This is a genomic window from Micromonospora sp. NPDC049204 (genome assembly GCF_040647935.1).
Taxonomy (GTDB): domain Bacteria; phylum Actinomycetota; class Actinomycetes; order Mycobacteriales; family Micromonosporaceae; genus Micromonospora.
Genome location: NZ_JBEZDC010000001.1, coordinates 454,863 through 471,386 on the forward strand (window position 1 = coordinate 454,863; position 16,524 = coordinate 471,386).

Consider the following 16,524-nt stretch of genomic DNA (forward strand, 5'->3'; position numbering starts at 1 on the left):
CGGCGTGCTGATCGAAGTCTTCTACGACGTACTGTGCCCGTGGTGCTACATCGCCAAGCACCGGCTACAGCGGGTCCTGGCGGATTTCCCCGGCCGGGACGAGGCTCAGCTGCGGTGGCGCAGCTACCAGCTGTCGCCGAATGAGGGACGGCGCCCCGGCCCGACCGCCGCCGAGGCGATGGCCTCGTGGACCCCACCGGACCGACTGCCCGCACGGCTGACCCTGATCCGGCGGCTCGCCGCGGAGCTGGGCCTGGCCATCGATCTCGACAGGGCGCGTCCCGTCAACACCTTCGACGCGCACCGCCTGACCCATTTCGCGGCCGACCACCACCGGGCCGCAGCGCTGGTCGAGGCGCTGCTGCAGGCCTACCAGGCGCAGGGGCGGAATGTCGCCGACCACCGCGTCCTGCTGGAGTTGGCGCAGGAGGTGGATCTGCCCGCGCAGGAGGCAGGTGCGGTGCTGGCCGGTGACAGGTATGCCGACGCCGTCACCGCGGATCAGCGGCGCGCTGCCGAGTTGCGGGTGAGTGGCGTGCCGACACTCGTCATCGACGGCGGCCGGCCATTCTCGGGCATGCAGCCGCCGGAGGTGATACGCGCCGAGTTGGACCGGGCCGCGGCGGTCCACGGCATCCGCTGACCGGTCCACCGGAGGACGGGGCGCCGCCGCGTGCGACCTGCGCGGACCGCCTGCGAACTCGCGCTCGCCGTTGGCAACTCCCCGTGCGGCCGTTGCGCATGGTGGGTCGGACACGGTTGGACTACGGTGCGCCGATGACCAGATATCGCCGCACCTACCGCCAGGTGGACGGCCAACGAGTCGAAGGCACCTGGCGGCCCGTCTTCACCCGCAGCATGGACACGTACTTCCTGGCCGACCTGGTCATCTACGCCGACGGCGCGATCGACTGCGGCACCGGCGGGCTGACCGACCTCGACGGGTTGGCGAAACAACTGCGCTGCGGCAGCGTCGCCACCGCTCTGGAGGAGGGCGCATGGGCATCGGCGCATCACCTGGCGGCGTGGCGGTTCACCGAGCCCAGCTCCGCGATCAGCGCCGAGATGCTTCTCGGCGAGGTCTCCGACGAGATCGACCGGCTCAACGGTCGACCCGACTCCACCGGTCGATGCCTACAAGCGGTGCAGACCTACCTGGCCGACCCCACCGACGACAACCGACACACGGTTCGTGAGCGCTACCTGGCCATCCCCGAACACCTGCGCGTCTACGCCCTCGGCGACATGGACCGCAAAGACGTTCCACTGCGAATCCTGATCACCGACCTCGGTGCACCACTGCACGGCCGGCCGAACGGACCGGTCGTCACCGAGCAGAGGCGGGCCGAGGCGGTCGCGTACTTCCGCGAACGGGAGATCGCGATCGAGACCTGGGACGCGCGAGTCCCGGCCGATGGCCCCGAACGCCCGGTGCACCCCACGCTGACGATCCCCAAGGTGGTCTACCCCCGCGGCTGGCCGGATCCACCCGGCGTCGAAGTCCTGCAGAACGACTACCCGGCAGTGATCACCGTCGGCGCCACCAGCTACCCCAGCGTCACACACGCCTACTGGGCGCTCTCGACGTCCGACCCACACTGGCACGACCAGATCACCGCGGCACCGCGCGGATACGACGCCGGCCTGCTAGCTGAGCAGGCACCCCGCCATGCCGACTGGGCTGCGGCGCGGCTGGCCGTCATGACCGTCCTGCTGCGTGCCAAGTACACCCAGCACCCGCAGATGGCACAGACCCTGCTGGACAGCGGCGACGCCCACGTCGTCTACGTCGACTCCGGCTCCGCCTACTGGTCCATCGGTAGCGAACGAGCCACCAACTGGGTCGGCCGACTGCTCGAAGTGATCCGCTCTGAACTCGCCGCCGCTGGGGCCGGAATCCCCCTTCCACAACCGTCAGGGTCTCCGCTCTCCTGAATGGCCGTCATCCGCTGGGATGGTTGCTCGCGAGCCAGCCCGAGAGTTGCTGACTGGTCTCCTCGCCGAGCGCCGCTGCGGCCCTTGCCGCCAACGCGACAAGCTCAGCGTGTTCCGCACCGGTGACCTGCAGTTCCGGCTGCGGGGTCCGGCGCCACGTCGTCCGCGCCACGTCACGGGCGATGCGGGTGGCATCGGCCCTGCCCCGCTCGGCCAGGCGCGGGTGCGCGTCGACGGCCAGTAGCAGTGCGGCGCGCAGCTCGACGTCGACACCCCGACCGCGCAGGAGACGGTAGCCGGCCCGCCGTAGTTCCGCTCGCCCATCCCGAAGCAGTTCCCACGGTAGGTCCGGCGGCAGCGCGCCGGCCACCGGGCGCAGCGCTGCGGTCACTTCCCGCACCACGGCCGGTGACGGATCCCGCACCAGTGCCGCCAACTCCCCCGGCACCACCGCGTCCAGCAGTCGCAGACCACGTACCGCCTGAGCACGGACCCTTGCCCGCTCATGGCCGAGCAGTCGCTGTAGCAACGGGGCGTCCGCTGCGGAGCCGGTCTCGGCGAGTCCGGCGATCGCCCCCGAACCAGGCTCGCCGACCTCGACGCCAGTCCGATAGCGCGCCCGCACGTCGACACCGAGGCGGCGGGCCGCGTCTCGGGCCACCGCCCGTACCAGCGGCGCGTCATCATCCAGGTGTCCGACGACGTCGGCGTCCTTGCCGGCGCGGATCAGTCCGGTCAACGCCACCACCCGCACCTCGGCCCGGACCGACCGCGCCAGACGCTGCAGGACATCCAGCCGACGGGTCCACACCGCCTCACGACACGCCGCCTCTGCCGCCCGCGCCCGCAGCCGTACATCCGGATCCGACTCGGCAAAGGTCACGAGATCCGGCACACGCAGCCGGCCTTGCGTCAGAACGAGCTCGAAGACGAACCGCCGCTCCCGACGACCGCCCTCGCCGAGGACACCGCGCCACACCTGCTCCGTCACCGCCAGCACCGCTGCCTGAGCCTGGGTGACCGCGAAGCCAGCACGCAGGCGCGCGTCCAGGCGCAGCGCCATCGGCAACACCGCAGGCAGGAAGACACCGGGGTCGTCGGCGAGCAGCACCGCGAGCCCGGCGCGCGCCCGGTCCCGCACCGGCCTGACCCAATCGGCGGTACGCAGCACCAGAAACGGCATCACCTCCGGGCACGGCCGACTGACCATCGCAGCGACCGCAGGCTCACGGATCCGCCCGTCCCGATGCATGCTCGCCAATACCATCGCCACCGGCCCCGACGACACAGTCGAAAACCGTTCCGCGATGCGCGTCGCAGGCTCCTGGTAGTGGGCGTACCACGGCTCCGACCGCGCGTGCCCGTCGAGCCGCACCACCAGCCCCGGCAGCCCGGCGACCAACGCCAAGGCCGACCGCGCCACCACCTCGTCGCCCAGGGCATCGACCTTCAGCAGCACCTCGACCAGACGGTGCAACGCCTCCCACCGGCCATCGCACGCCTCGTGGGCCGTGACCCGCACCGCGCCCAGCAACTCACTCTCCCCCGCCACCGAGGGCGGGCGAACGTCACTGTCGCGTCGGCCCCAGATCACGCCGACATCCTGCCCCAACCAACCAACCCAACCGCACCGGTTTTCCAGCCCTGCCCCGAACCGAAGCACGCGTCAACCGCGCCGTCAGCGGCCACCCTGACCACTCCACGGGCTGGCCCCGGGTGTTGTCGCGCGCCACGCGTACTCCCGTGGGGTGGGTTCGTCGGGCAGACCACCGTTGCGGCGGAACCAGGCCAGGGTGGCGACCAGGCCGCTGGCCAGGTCCACGTCCGGGACGAGGCCGAGCGCGGCGAGTCGGCTGACGTCGAGCGTCAGTTCGGCCTGGCGGAACGGGAAGTACTCCCGCGCCGGTACGGACGGGTCCGTGACCGGCACGATCCGGGCGGCGGGCAGGCCGATGACGTCCGCGAGCACCGCGAGGTACTCCAGGAACGTGTACCCGCGCTGTTCGGCGACGTTGTACGTGCCCGCCGGCAGCCGGCCCTCCACCGCCGCCACGACCGTCTCGGCCACCGTCCGCGAGGCGCAGAACTGGATCCGGGTACGTCCGTCACCTGGCACGAAGACCGGCTGGTCGGCGGCCATCCTGGCCCAGAGGAACTGTTCGCGCTGTTCGGTGTTGTGCGGGCCGTAGACGTAGGGCGGGCGCAGGACGGTGAGGGACCGTGCGGGTAGCGCCTCGCGCAGGAGCCGCTCGCAGGTCGCCTTGGCCTCGCCGTACCCGCCCCAGATCGCGTCGCCGTCGGCCCGATCGTCCTCCCGGAACGGCGGAGCCGCCGACTCACGGCTGTACACCGCCGCCGAGCTGATGAACACGTACCGGGGGATCTCCGTGGCTCGGGGCAGGTGCCGCAGGTGCCCGGGCACGGTAGCGGAGACGTCGACGACAGCGTCGTACGCCACCGTCCACGCGTCGGCCATCTGGCGGGTGTCGTCGCGGTCGGCGACGAGCTGCGTGATCCGGCCGTCCCAGAGGGGCTGCGTTCCACGGTTCAGCACGGTCACGTCGTGACTGTCGAGGAGGGCGTCGACGACCGCCCGACCAACGAACCTCGTACCGCCGAGTACCAGCAACTTCATGAGTCCACCTAATTGCTAGGCGGCTGACGTTACCGACACGGCTGTGCCTGCGGCGAGGGTTACCGAAGCCTTTCACCGCGCCCGGTGGGTGTCCGTGGTTCAGGTTCGGGCGAGCCGACGGACGGCGAGAAGCGCGGCCACCACGGCTACGCCGAGCAGGGCCGCTACGGCGGTCAGGTTGAACCCGGCGCCGTGCCACGGGTCGCTGACCGCGTCCATCAGTGGCCCCATCGGGGTGAAGTCGACGGCGGTGTTGAGGGTGTCGGGCAGCAGGTACGGCGGGGGGCCGCCACCGGCGATGAAGAAGAGCCCGAAGAAGAGCAGCAGTCCCACGCCCTGGGCGGCCCGCGCGGTCGGTAGCAGCGTCCCGAGCAGGACGCCGAGCGCCGCGAAGGCCAGGGTGCCGGCGAGGAACCCGGTCAGCACCCCGATGGTCGAGGACGGCGCGTTGAGGTCGTAGCCTCCGAACCCGATGGCGATCATGAGAGCGGCGGCGAGCGCTGCCATCAGCGCGGTGACGATGATCTGCGCACCCGCGAGCGGCCAGGCGGAGACCCCGGCCGCGCGGAACCGCCGCAGCACTCCCCGTTCGCGATAGGCGGCCAGGTGGGTGGGGACGCCGAGGAAGCCCATCACGGCGATCGCCGCGGCGGCGTACACGGGCACGTAGAAGTCGACGCCGCCGATGCCGCCCATCTCCGGGTCGGGTTCGTTGCCGAACGAGCCGGCCAGCAGGACCAGCAGGAGAGCGGGAAACGCCAGGCTCATCAGCAGCGTGATCGGTTCCCGGGCGAGCAGTTTGATCTCGGTCCAGACGATGCGGGTGGTCATTGCGGTCCTCTCGGTGGCTCGTCGCGAAGCCGGCGGCCGGTGGTGGCGAGGTAGACGTCCTCGAGCGTCGGATGGTGAGTCCGAAAGTCGGCGGGAAACAGACGCCGTTCGGCGAGGGCGGCCGCCACCGGCACCGTGGCCCGGGCCACCCCGGCGACGGTGACCACACCGCCGGTGGTGCTGACCTTGCTGATGCCCGGTATTCCGGCGAGGAAGCCGACGTCGTGACCGTCGACGGTGAAGGTGATGGTGATCGGACCGCCGTGCTGAGCGGTGAGGGTGTCCGGGCGGTCCAGCGCGACGACCCGACCGCCGTCCACGATGGCCACCCGGTCGCAGAGTGCCTGCGCCTCTTCCATGAGGTGGGTGACGAGGACAACCGTGGCTCCCCGGTCGCGTACGCCTCGGACCAGGTCCCAGGTCACGCGGCGCGCCTGCGGGTCCAGCCCGGTGGTCAGCTCGTCCAGGAAGACGACCTCCGGCTGGCCGAGCATCGCCAGGGCGAGGAAGAGCCGCTGCCGTTGGCCGCCGGAGAGCGCGGCGAACGGCCGACGCCGCAGCGCGGTCAGGTCCCAGGCCGCAAGCGTCGCCTCGACGTCTCCGGTGGACCCCGGCGGGGTGAAGAGCCGGATCGCCTCGGCGACCCGCAGCCGGTCGGGCAGGGCGGAGGACTGCAGTTGCGACCCGACCCGGCGGCGCAGGGGTTCCGGCTCGCGGGCCGGGTCCAGGCCCAGAATCTCGACCTGCCCACCGTCGCGTCTCCGCAGACCCTGCAGGCACTCCACAATCGTGGTCTTCCCGGCGCCGTTCGGGCCGAGCAGTCCGAAGATCTCGCCCCGCCGCACGGCGAACGACGCGTCCTCGACGGCGACCACGTCCCCGTAGCTCTTGCGGAGATTCTCGACCCTCACGACGTCCATGAGGTGACGCTACGAGAGCGCCGGGCCTGGGCACGTCCGCCAAAGGCGGCGTTCGCGGCTACTCCGATGGAGGTACGGCCTGGACCAGTCCCGTCTCGTACGCGACCACGGCCGCCTGCACCCGGCTCTCCACCGCGAGCTTGGTCAGGACCCGGGAGACGTGGGTCTTCGCGGTCAGCTCGGCGATGTGGAGCCGGCCGGCGATCTCCCGGTTGGAGCAGCCGCGGGCGATGAGTCCCAACACCTCCCGCTCCCGCTCGGTGAGGGCCGCCAGCGCGGTCGGCGCCGGCCGGTCCTGTCGCAGCCGAGTGGCGACCAGATGGTCGACCAGGCGGCGGGTCGTCGATGGTGAGATGACCGCGCCGCCGCGCACCGCCGACCTGACCGCCTCCAGCAGTTGTACCGGCGGCGTGTCCTTCACGAGGAAGCCGACCGCCCCCGCTTCCAGCGCGTCGAAGACGTTCTCGTCGGTGTCGTAGGTCGTCAGGATCAACACGTGCGGCGGGTTGGCGGCGGCCAGCACCTGGCGGGTCGCCGCTATCCCGTCCAGCTTCGGCATCCGAATGTCCATCAGCACCACGTCGGGCCGGTGTACGGCGACGGCGGCCACCGCGCGCTCGCCGTCCTCGGCCTCGGCCACCACCTCGATCTGCGGATCGGAGTCGAGCAGCGCCCGGAACCCGGCCCGCAGCAGCGCCTGGTCATCGGCGATCAGCACTCGGATCACGGCGCCTCCAGTGGGAAGGTCGCGGTCACCCGGAACCCGTCCGGTCCGCCAGCGGTCGACAGCTCACCGTCGTAGAGGGCGACCCGCTCGGCCATCCCCCGCAGGCCCTGGCCAGGAATGTACGCCGGATCGGCCGCCCCCGGGTCGTGGACCTCCACGGTGAGCCGGTCAGGTTGGTAGCTGATGGTGAGCTGGGTCCGTACGCCCGGAGCATGCTTGATGACATTGGTGAGCGACTCCTGGATCACCCGGTAGACGGCCAGGTCGAGGCCGGGTGGAAGCGGCATCGGCGGTCCGGAGACCGCGACCGTGACGGCGACCCCGGCGTCGCCTGCGGCGGCCACCAGCGACGGTACGTCGGCGAGGCCCGGCTGCGGTGCTGGGGCCGGACCGATCTGGTCGCTCCGGGCCGGGTCGCGCAGCACGGTCAGCATGCGGCGCATCTCCGACAGCGCCTCCCGACCGGTCCGCTCGATGATGGTGAGCGCCTCGGCGGCCTGTGCCGGGCGGGCGGCGACCAGGTGAGCGCCGACGCCGGCCTGCACGGTGATGACACTCATCGCGTGGGCGATGACGTCGTGCAGTTCGCGGGCAAGCCGGGACCGTTCGTCGGCGACGGCGCGCTCGGCGAGCGCCTGCTGCGCCGCCCGCAACTGCTCGGCCTTGACCTCCAGGTCCTCGGCGTAGCGCTGCCGGTCGTCGATGGCAACTCCGAGGGCCCAGACGACGCCGCAGACCACAGCGACGTAGAGCAGGTCGGTCACGCTCACCCGCCACTGGCCGGCGACGACCGCGGCCATCATCCACAGGGGGGTGATGAGGGCGATGGCGCGCAGCCAGAGTGGCCGGCGCCAGGCGCCGGCGGCGTAGAGGGCGACCAACAGCGGCAACGACTGGAGGAAATGGCCCTCGTGCGCTCCGTCGAACGGCGTTTCGAGCCAGAGCGGGTACGTGACACCGAAGACGAGCACGACGGCGACGGGGTTCCATCGGATCGCCAGCACCGGCAGGGTGTTGGCGAGCAGCAGGGGTATGGCGGGGAGCGGGTGCTGCTCGACGATCCGCCACTCGGGAACGGCGAACACGATGGTCAGGAGCGTGGTGAGCCCGACGAGGGCACGTCCGGACCGCATTGACTCAGCCTACGGCTCAGCGCGCCTGATCCGGTGACCCGCCCGATGCCGTAGCCACCGGCCGCTGTGTGTCTGGCCACCAAGCTGCCGGGCTCCTCGGCGCGTCTCCCCGACACCGTCCCCATCGTCGCCGCAACCATCGCCCCGGCTTTCCGCCTCGACTACCTCGCCCGGACGGCGGAGATCTGCAGCCTGACGTAGTCGATGAGCGGCTCCGGCATCCGCTCGGCGATCTGGTGGACGAATGCCCGCCGTCGCTGCTGCGGCAACTCGCGCAGGTGCGCCCCGAGCATCACGGTCGCCAGGTAAGCCTCCAGCTGTGCACCACGGGCCAGCCGAGCGGGATCCGGCACCAGATCGACCTCGATCTCACTGAATCCGGCGGCACGTAACCGTTGCCGCGTCTCCTCGACGTCGGCGAAGTTCCAGAACCGGGCACCATCATCGTCGACGACCTCGCCGAGCGTGGCCAGGAAGCCGGAGACGTTGCCGTAACCGCCCGCCTCGGCAACGAACCGGCCACCGGGCCGCAACGCGTTCCGGACCGAACGAAACACCGTCTCGTGGTCGGGAAGCCAGTGCAGGGTCGCCACACTGAACGCGGCGTCGACCGGCTCGGCCAGCAACAGGGGCTCACGCAGGTCGGCTTGGACGGTGACCAGTCGGTTACCGGCGGCGGGGAGCCGGGCGCGTAACTGGTCGAGCATCTGGGCCGAGCCGTCGACGGCTACGACCCGGCCGCCCGGTAGTTGCGCCAGTAGCTGCTGCGTGTCCCGGCCAGTACCGCAACCCAGGTCGAGAACTGTCTCAGTACCCGTCAGGCCCAGCCGCGCCCGCACATCGACACCCCACCGCTCGTGCGGTAGAGGCAGCGTGTCATACGTGCGCGCGTCCCATTCCAACAGCTCCATCGCGGACACCCCCCGCGCCGGACACTATGCCAGTTCCCGCCATCTGGAAAGATCTCCCAAATATCGGGAAGCCTTGGGAAGCTCCAACGCCAAGTGTGCGGCAGGTCCGGATGACGATGTCGGACCTCGCCGCTGCCGACAGCTGCTCATTGCGCCTTGAAGAGTTGAGCTTCCCCGTTACCGAAGGACCAGTTCTCCGCACCGGTCTCCACCACCGAAATCAGCACATCCTCGGGACGCACCCCCGGGTCGCGCCCGAGCCGCTCGACGATCGCGCGATACATCGATAGTTTGGCCTCGGAGGACTTACCCGATGTCCAGAATATCTGGATCTGCACCAGGTCGGCCGACCGCTGGATGCCGAGAAACTCACCGTAGGCGAACGTGCTCTCGTCATGCTCCGTGATGGTCATGAATCGGTCGCCGTCCTTGATCTGGACGGTCTCCCGCATGGCCTCGTAGATCTGGTCGAGCAATGCCTTCTTGTACGTCTCGGACTTACCCTCACGGATCGCGATACGGGAAATGGGCATTGCTCTCCTCTTCCGGTGCGGATAGTCGGGCGAGCAGTTCCGGGGAGTTGCGGCCGGGCGCAGAGTCCTTGTCCCACCTCGACCAGATACCCGTCGGACCACGGACGATCAGGAGCGGTGCGAGGATCATCCCGTCTTCTAGCTCAAAGCAGTCTGGTGCCGGGTTGGCCAACGTCATGACCGTCCTCCTTTCGTCAGCCGCCCTCGCGAACAACCAGGCCGCGCGGGCATCCCCGAAAAGGTTGTCCGGAAACCCGAGGGCGAACGACACTCCAGCATCTCCGCCGGCCTCGGGCAGCACGGTCAGCAAGCCGTCTCAACCGGACTCACCCCCCGTTGCGGGTGGCACCATCGGAGAATGCCTGCCCAGCTCCTCGAGCGCCGGTCCGCGCTGACCACGTTGCGGGCCGCCGTCGACGCCGCGCTGGGCGGCGCCGGCTCGGTGGCCCTGCTCACCGGTGAGGCGGGGATCGGCAAGACCAGCGTGGTGCGCCACCTGCTCGCCGAGGTCGATCCGGCGGTGCGGGCGCTCTCCGGCGGCTGCGACGATCTGATCGCCCCTGCTCCTCTGGCGCCGTTGCGCGAGGCGGTGGCGAATCACGGGGGTCCGCTGGCGGCCGCCCTGGCCGCGCCGCACCTGCCGACCGCGCCGAGTGCGCCGGCCGGCGCGCACCCGTTGGTGGCGGTGCTGCCCGCGATGCTGGCCGAGCTGCGCGGCGCCCCCGCGACGCTCCTCGTGGTGGAGGACATCCACTGGGCGGATGAGGCGACCATCGACGTGTTGATCTACACCGCCCGGCGGATCGGGTCGCTGCCGGCCGTCCTGCTGCTGACCATGCGCGACGACGTGGACGACGCGCACCCCGTCCACCGACTGCTGGGCTCGTTGACCGCGGCGCCGGTGGTCCGCGTCCCGCTGGCCGCGCTGTCCGCGGCCGCGGTGGCGCGGATGGCCGCCGGCACCGGCCACGACGGCGCCGCGCTGCACGCCCTGACCGGCGGCAACCCATTCTTCGTCAGTGAGTCGCTGGCGTCCGACGGCTCGGCCACCTCGGGGGCGGTGCGCGACGCGGTCCGCGCCCGGTGCCGCCGCCTCGCACCCGCCTGCCAGGAGGCGCTGGCGCAACTCTGCGTGGTCCCGCGGGCGGTCGGGATGGACCTGGCCGCCATCCTGCTCGGGCCGCAGGCGCTGGCCGCACTGGCCGAGGCGGAGCAGAACGGGGTGATCGAGGTTCGGCCGGACGGCCTGGCCTTCCGACACGAGCTGGCCCGACGGGCGATCGAGGCCGACCTGCCCGAGCTGCGTCGGCGGCTGCTGCACCGCCGGGTGCTGGCGGCGCTGCGGGCCGAGTCGTCGCCGGACCGGGGGCGCCTGGTGCACCACGCGGTCGCCGGGGACGATCCGGCGACAGTGGTCGCGGTCGGCCCGAGCGCGGCCCGAGCCGCGGCGGCAGCGGGCTCGCACCGACAGGCACTGGTGCTCCTCGAGTCGGTGCTGCCCTACCGCGACCGGCTGGGCGGCGCGGAAAGCGCCGCGCTGTTGGACGACTACGGCTGGGAGCTCTACAACGCCCACCGGTTCCACGAGGCGGTGCGGGCCGGCGAGCAGGCCGCCCGGGAATACGCCGGGCTCGGCGACGAGCCGGCCCGGGGGCGCTGCCTGATCCGCGTCTCCCGGCACCAGTTCATGGCCGGCGAGACCGACGCCGCTGAGCGGACCGCGGGCGAGGCCGTGCGGATCCTCGAAAACGGTGCCGACGACGCGGCGGCGGCCCACGCACTCCTCTACCAGGGCGCGATCCTGGCGTTGACCGACGACTTCGCGCGGGCGGTCACCGCTCTGGAGTCGGCCCGCAAGCGGGCCGGCCGGGCCGGCCGCACCGACCTGGACACGCTGTGCCTCAACTATCTCGGTATTGCCCGGATCGAGGTGGGTGACGCGGGTGGGCTGGCCATGCTGCGCCAGAGCGTGGACACGGCCCGCGCGGACGGTTTGCTGGAGTATGTCGCGCGCGGCTACACCAACCTCGGCGAGATGCTCTTCCGGATGGGCGCCCTGGCCGAGGCGGCCGGGTGCGTGCGCGCCGGACTGGCCTTCGCCGAGGAGCACGGCTTCTGGTCGCACGCGTACAACATGCGGGTACACGACCTGCTGGTCGAGCTGCGCCGCGGCGGCTGGGACCGCGCCGAGCCGGGGCTGCGCGCGCTGGCGCAACGCCAGGACCACCCGGACATGCTGTACGTCTACAGCGTCCCCTGGTACGCCCGGCTACGCGCCCGCCGAGGTGACCCGGCCGCCGCGCCGCTGCTGGCCCAGGCCTGGGATCGGGCCCGGCGCGGCCGGCTGTTGCTGGGCATGGCGTACGCCGGCCTCGCCTACCTGGAGTGGGCCTGGCTCACCAACGACCGTCAGCGCGCGGAGGAGGTCGCGGCCGAGTTGCTGCCCCGCCTCGCGCACCCGGGTGCCGCGCCGTTCCGCGCCGAGGCGGTGCGGTACCTGGTCCGCCTGGGCGTCAGTGTCGACCCGGCCAGCAGCCCGGTGACCGCTGCGGCGGGCAGGCAGGCGTCGGATGCGGCGGGCACGCAGGCGTCCGAGCTGGTGGTGACCCAGGCGTACGCGGCAGGTGTCCGTGGTGACTGGGCCACCGCGGCGGCGCAATGGGCGACCCACGGCGACCCGTACGAGCAGGCTCTGGAGCTGGCCGAGTCCCCGGACGCCGACACGGTGGCCGGGGCCCTGCAGACGCTCGACGGGCTCGGCGCGGTGGCGGCGGCCGACCTGGTCCGGGGCCGGCTGCGTGATCGAGGTGCCCGGGTCCCGCGTGGCGCACGCCGCGGCACCCGGGCCAACCCGGCCCACCTCACCGAGCGGCAACTGCTGGTGCTCAGCCAACTCAGCGCCGGTCGGACCAACGCCGAGATCGCCGCCGACCTGGTGCTGTCCGTGCGCACCGTGGACCACCACGTCGCAGCGATCTTCGACAAGCTGGGGGTGCGCACCCGGCAGGAGGCCGCGGCGGCCGCCCGCGCACGGGGCATCGGCCCGGCTACCGCCACGCCCGAGGCGCCACATCGGCCGGCGTGAGCACCCGGCTCAGGGTGCCGGCGACGAAGTCACCGACGTAGGCCACGCCGGTGACCGGGTCGACCGCCACCGAGCACGGCGCGGCGCCCAGCTTGACCGCCACCCGCAGGGCCCGGGAGCGGCCGTCCACCATCAGCAGACCGGCAGAGGTCGCGACGTAGCCGATGCCGGTCCCCGGTCGGGTGGCCACCGCCCGCCCACCGCCGGGCACCGGCAGCACCGCGCCGGCCGGCACCGGCCGGGTGCCGCCGTCGGTGGGAAAGTCGCCCTGGTCGAGCACCACGACCGCGGGGTGGGTGGTGCTGCCGCCGAGACAGGACACGAAGACCAAACCGGCCGGTACGTCGACCGCCACGTCGACCGGCTGCAGCAGCACATCCTGCAGGTCGATCGTGCCGGTGACGGCGTGCCGGCCGTCCGCGCGCCGGGTGATCACCGAGATGGCCGCCGTCTGCGGTACGCCGGCGCGGTAGGTCCGGGCAACGTAGACGCGTGCCGCGGTGCTGTCCACCGCGGCGGCGATGATCCCGGCGAAGCCGTCCTCGTCACCCACGACGTCGAGTTCGCTGAGGTCGGTCGGGGCGAGCACTCGCACGTGCATGTCGACTCCCACCGGCGGCGCACCGCCCTGGTGCACCACGTAGAGCCGCTGGGCGGCCGCGTCGAGCGCCACGTCGACCACACCCAGCCCGATCGGCCTGCTGATCCCCGGTTGTGGCGTGCCCGCGTTCACCTCGAAGCGCTGCACGGCGAAGTCGTGGTGGCCACCGTTGACCACGAATCCGTGGTGGCCCTGCGGCTGCACGGTGAGCGCGCGCGGCCCGTGACCCACGGCGGCCGTCCGCGACTGGGTCAGTGCCAGGTCCCAGCTGCTCAGGGTGCCGTCCTCGTCAGGCCGCTCGTGCGGTGAATGGGTGGCGAAGACCCGTCCGCCGGCGCCGTCGCGGGACACCGCCACCGCCGCGACGGCGCCCGGCCCACCCAGGGACACCGTCGTCACCAGCGGCGCCGCCGGCACCGGCGGCGGTACGTGCACGATCGCCTCCCGCCGGACGCCGGCCATGCTGGCCGAGATGTCGATCGGCAGCGGACCGGTGGGCGCCAGCACGTCGATCGCGAACTCGGCCGTGGAGGCACCCGCGACGACGTCGACTCCACTGGGGACCTTGATCAGGTCGGGCCGACTGGTGTGCAGGGTGACCCGCTTGCCGCCGTCCGGTGCCGGGCCGGTGAGCAACACCCGGCCGGTGGCCCGTGCCCCGACGAAGAGCCCGGTGCGGGCGTGCTCCACCCGCTTGAGCGACACCGAGTCGAGGGACTCCATCGCCTCGTACTGGATGTTGACGTCGACCTGCTGCAGGCCGGTGAACGGGACGGTCACCGAGTCGTAGGCCAGAGTCCAGCCGCCGGTGAGGCCACGCCCGTACAGGCTGAACAGGTGTTCCTGACCGGCGACGGCGGCCGTGTCGCCGGTCCACACCTGGGTGGCCGGATCGAAGCGCAGCACCAGCTCCTGGCTGGCCGGTGGACCGGTCAGGTCGTGCACGCCGAGATCGAGGTCGCGCTGTTGGGAGAAGCCGGCATGGGTGATCGTCATCGGCAGGCTGTTGTCGTTGCCGGCCATCCCCCGCAGGTTGACGGTGACGCCGACCACCTTCAACTCGGCCAGCCCGGGTGGCAGCTTGGCCAGCGGCAGGTCGAACCAGAGCGACTTGGCGTTGACGAACCGGTTGATCGCCGCGGTGTGCGCGTCGACGGTGAACGCGTTGTGGATCACCTGGGTGCCGTCCTGGACTGCCAGTGATCGCCCCTTGGCCCGGTGCCGGTCGCGCTCAGCCACCGGATCCCGGGTGAAGATGGCGTTCATCATCAGGTCGTAGGTGCCCACCGGGAAGTCGGGCGGCATCTTCTCATCCAGGTCCAGATCCAGGTCCGGGTAGGCCAGCGCCGCGGTCTGTCCCGAGATGCCGCCGGGGTTGCCGCGGTCCAGGATGTAGAGCTTCAACGCCCGCTGGGCCCGCTGGCTCCAGTGGTCCAGGGCGTCGAAGAGGCAGAGCAGGCCGCGCAACAGTCGGGACACCGGTGACTTGGCCGGCCGGTCGTCGGTGTCCACCGAGTCCAGGTCCCCGATCGCCTCCCGGGCGCGCCGTTTGAGGTCGGCGATGGCCGCCGTCGTGCCGGCGATCTGCCGCAGCCGCAGCGTTGCCAACCGCCAGCTGTGGCAGGCCTCGGTCAGCTCGATCAGCAGGTCCCGCAGGGGTCCGTCGCCCTGGGCGGCGCGCAGGTCGGCGGCGACCCGGCGCAGGTGCACGACCCGCCCGGAGCCGGGGGTGCCGAGCTGGGCCCACTGACCGTGCGCGGCCAGGCCGACACCGGCCGCGGCCAGCTGGGTGGTGGTGGGCCGCCCGGCGAGGTAGGGGCCGCCGGCCGCGGTGCCGGCGTCGACCAGCAGGTCGGTGTCCGCCGGCAACAACAGTCCCACGGCGCCCTGCGGCTGGGTGGGGTCGGGTGCGCCGAGCACCTGGGCGATCGTCGTGACCAGGTCGGACCCAGGGACAGCGCCGGAGCCGTACGAGATCAGCGCCTCGGCGGTGGTCAGGTCGCCGAGGCGTTCCTGGATGCGCAGCACACTCTGGCCGATCAACTGCCCGGAGGCCTGCTGGGCCTGCTCGGCGGCTGCCCGTCGACGCCGGGCGCTCTCCCCGATGGTCTCCTCCAGCGGCCCCTGGTCGCCCAGCAGCGCGGTCAACTGGGTGCGGACCGCCTCCCGGGCCCGCAGCAGCCGTTGGTGGTCGCCGGCGAGCAGCAGCGGGCCGTCGTCGGGCGCGAACAGCGCGGCCCGGAGGGTGTCCGCCGCCGTGCGCCACTGCCCGGCGTAGAAGTCGACAGCCGGCACCAGGTCCAGCTCCAGGTCGCGCTCCACACCGATCTCGGTGCGGTGATCGGCCATCAGGGCGCGCAACTGTGCTGTCATGGCGCCCGGGCGAAGCCACTCGGCGGCTGCGTACTCCCGTTCGGCCTCCACCAGGTTGCCGGAGCGGAACTCGTACCACGCCTGCTTGCCGCGCTGTTCGGCCCAGCGGTCGCCACCGCGCCCGGAGAGCTGTGGGCGTAGTTCCTCGTCGTACTGCTGCGGGGTGCGGGCCAGCACCTCGGCGGCGCGGGCGGCGCCCGGCACCCCCGGCTCCCCCGGCGGCCCCTGCGGGCCCTGGTTGTCCGGTTCGTTCGGAATGCCTGGCCCACCTGGTCCACCATCACCGCCCGTGCCACCCGGGCCGCCGACGCCGGTGAAGGTGTTGGTGCCGGAGGCCTCGACGAAGTAGACGTGCACCGGGCCTCCCGCCCCACCGGGGCCGCCCGGGTGACCCCGCTGACCGGGATGCCCGCCGATCGGCGGCGGGGGCGGTGGCGGCAGCGCCGTGGTCCGCGAGACGTTCGGGTCGTTGACCGGTGGGCCGGGGTCGCCGGTCACACCCTTGCCGCCCCGCTGCCCGGTGCTGGTGGCGGAGACGCCCGTCAGCCTGCGGGCGTAGATCACCAGCTGGCGGCCGGACATACCCTCCTCACCCTGCTCCGGGGTGCCGGGCACCTCCATCGCCAGCGATGGCGTACCGGCCGGGCCGCCGCCGACCACCTCGTCACCGACGATGACGACATCGCGAGAGCCGCGGATCACCGCGCCGAGCAGCACCACCCGGCGGCCGATGAAGATCAGTGGCCGACCACCGATGATGGTCGACTGCGGCAGACCGTCGACGAGCGCCTGATCGATGCGAACCTCGTCACGGATGTGCAGTCGGAAGACGTCCACTGT

Annotated in this window: 13 protein-coding genes; 3 read left to right on the forward strand and 10 right to left on the reverse strand. The window is 72.0% G+C overall.

Annotated features, from left to right (window positions below; all coding sequences use genetic code 11):
• Positions 1-4 precede the first annotated feature (4 nt).
• A complete protein-coding gene (locus AB0A90_RS02110; RefSeq protein ID WP_357240168.1) occupies positions 5-643 on the forward strand; it encodes a DsbA family oxidoreductase in 639 nt (212 codons plus the stop codon).
• A gap of 134 nt (positions 644-777) precedes the next feature.
• On the forward strand, positions 778-1,935 hold the full coding sequence (locus AB0A90_RS02115) for an NADAR family protein (RefSeq protein WP_357240171.1): 1,158 nt from the start codon (positions 778-780) through the stop codon (positions 1,933-1,935).
• A gap of 7 nt (positions 1,936-1,942) precedes the next feature.
• Here the strand turns inward: AB0A90_RS02115 and AB0A90_RS02120 are convergent, their stop codons facing one another.
• The 9 genes from AB0A90_RS02120 to AB0A90_RS02160 form a co-directional block, all read right to left on the reverse strand.
• A complete protein-coding gene (locus tag AB0A90_RS02120; protein ID WP_357240174.1) occupies positions 1,943-3,529 on the reverse strand; it encodes a hypothetical protein in 1,587 nt (528 codons plus the stop codon).
• A gap of 84 nt (positions 3,530-3,613) precedes the next feature.
• On the reverse strand, positions 3,614-4,570 hold the full coding sequence (locus AB0A90_RS02125; RefSeq protein WP_357240177.1) for an NAD-dependent epimerase/dehydratase family protein: 957 nt from the start codon (positions 4,568-4,570) through the stop codon (positions 3,614-3,616).
• A 99-nt stretch (positions 4,571-4,669) separates the two neighbouring features.
• Positions 4,670-5,401: an ABC transporter permease gene (locus tag AB0A90_RS02130; protein ID WP_357240180.1), complete on the reverse strand. Its 732-nt coding sequence runs from the start codon at positions 5,399-5,401 to the stop codon at positions 4,670-4,672.
• A complete protein-coding gene (locus AB0A90_RS02135) occupies positions 5,398-6,321 on the reverse strand; it encodes an ABC transporter ATP-binding protein (protein ID WP_357240183.1) in 924 nt (307 codons plus the stop codon). Before AB0A90_RS02135 ends, AB0A90_RS02130 begins: the two co-directional genes overlap by 4 nt.
• 58 nt (positions 6,322-6,379) lie before the next feature.
• A complete protein-coding gene (locus tag AB0A90_RS02140; protein WP_357240186.1) occupies positions 6,380-7,048 on the reverse strand; it encodes a response regulator transcription factor in 669 nt (222 codons plus the stop codon).
• Entirely contained in the window at positions 7,045-8,181 is a 1,137-nt protein-coding gene (locus AB0A90_RS02145) for a histidine kinase (protein WP_357240189.1), read from the reverse strand. Before AB0A90_RS02145 ends, AB0A90_RS02140 begins: the two co-directional genes overlap by 4 nt.
• Positions 8,182-8,342: 161 nt before the next feature.
• A complete protein-coding gene (locus AB0A90_RS02150) occupies positions 8,343-9,092 on the reverse strand; it encodes a class I SAM-dependent methyltransferase (RefSeq protein WP_357240192.1) in 750 nt (249 codons plus the stop codon).
• Between the two features lie 146 nt (positions 9,093-9,238).
• The gene (locus AB0A90_RS02155; protein ID WP_357240195.1) at positions 9,239-9,625 is read right to left on the reverse strand and encodes a tautomerase family protein; all 387 of its coding nucleotides are present in this window, start codon (positions 9,623-9,625) and stop codon (positions 9,239-9,241) included.
• A complete protein-coding gene (locus AB0A90_RS02160) occupies positions 9,597-9,935 on the reverse strand; it encodes a hypothetical protein (RefSeq protein ID WP_357240198.1) in 339 nt (112 codons plus the stop codon). The genes AB0A90_RS02155 and AB0A90_RS02160 overlap by 29 nt, the downstream gene beginning before the upstream one ends.
• 48 nt (positions 9,936-9,983) lie before the next feature.
• On the opposite strand from AB0A90_RS02160, the gene AB0A90_RS02165 reads away from it, so the two are divergent.
• Positions 9,984-12,710: an AAA family ATPase gene (locus AB0A90_RS02165; protein WP_357240201.1), complete on the forward strand. Its 2,727-nt coding sequence runs from the start codon at positions 9,984-9,986 to the stop codon at positions 12,708-12,710.
• Here AB0A90_RS02165 and AB0A90_RS02170 read toward each other — a convergent pair.
• The gene (locus AB0A90_RS02170; RefSeq protein ID WP_357240204.1) at positions 12,673-16,521 is read right to left on the reverse strand and encodes a hypothetical protein; all 3,849 of its coding nucleotides are present in this window, start codon (positions 16,519-16,521) and stop codon (positions 12,673-12,675) included. The genes AB0A90_RS02165 and AB0A90_RS02170 overlap by 38 nt on opposite strands.
• Between the last annotated feature and the right edge of the window lie 3 nt (positions 16,522-16,524).

Bases quoted from the DNA above. Each gene is read 5' to 3' on its own strand.
- AB0A90_RS02115 (WP_357240171.1), top strand. From the start codon at position 778: ATGACCAGATATCGCCGCACCTACCGCCAGGTGGACGGCCAACGAGTC.
- AB0A90_RS02125 (WP_357240177.1), bottom strand. From the start codon at position 4,570: ATGAAGTTGCTGGTACTCGGCGGTACGAGGTTCGTTGGTCGGGCGGTC.
- AB0A90_RS02130 (WP_357240180.1), bottom strand. From the start codon at position 5,401: ATGACCACCCGCATCGTCTGGACCGAGATCAAACTGCTCGCCCGGGAA.
- AB0A90_RS02135 (WP_357240183.1), bottom strand. From the start codon at position 6,321: ATGGACGTCGTGAGGGTCGAGAATCTCCGCAAGAGCTACGGGGACGTG.
- AB0A90_RS02145 (WP_357240189.1), bottom strand. From the start codon at position 8,181: ATGCGGTCCGGACGTGCCCTCGTCGGGCTCACCACGCTCCTGACCATC.
- AB0A90_RS02150 (WP_357240192.1), bottom strand. From the start codon at position 9,092: ATGGAGCTGTTGGAATGGGACGCGCGCACGTATGACACGCTGCCTCTA.
- AB0A90_RS02155 (WP_357240195.1), bottom strand. From the start codon at position 9,625: ATGCCCATTTCCCGTATCGCGATCCGTGAGGGTAAGTCCGAGACGTAC.
- AB0A90_RS02165 (WP_357240201.1), top strand. From the start codon at position 9,984: ATGCCTGCCCAGCTCCTCGAGCGCCGGTCCGCGCTGACCACGTTGCGG.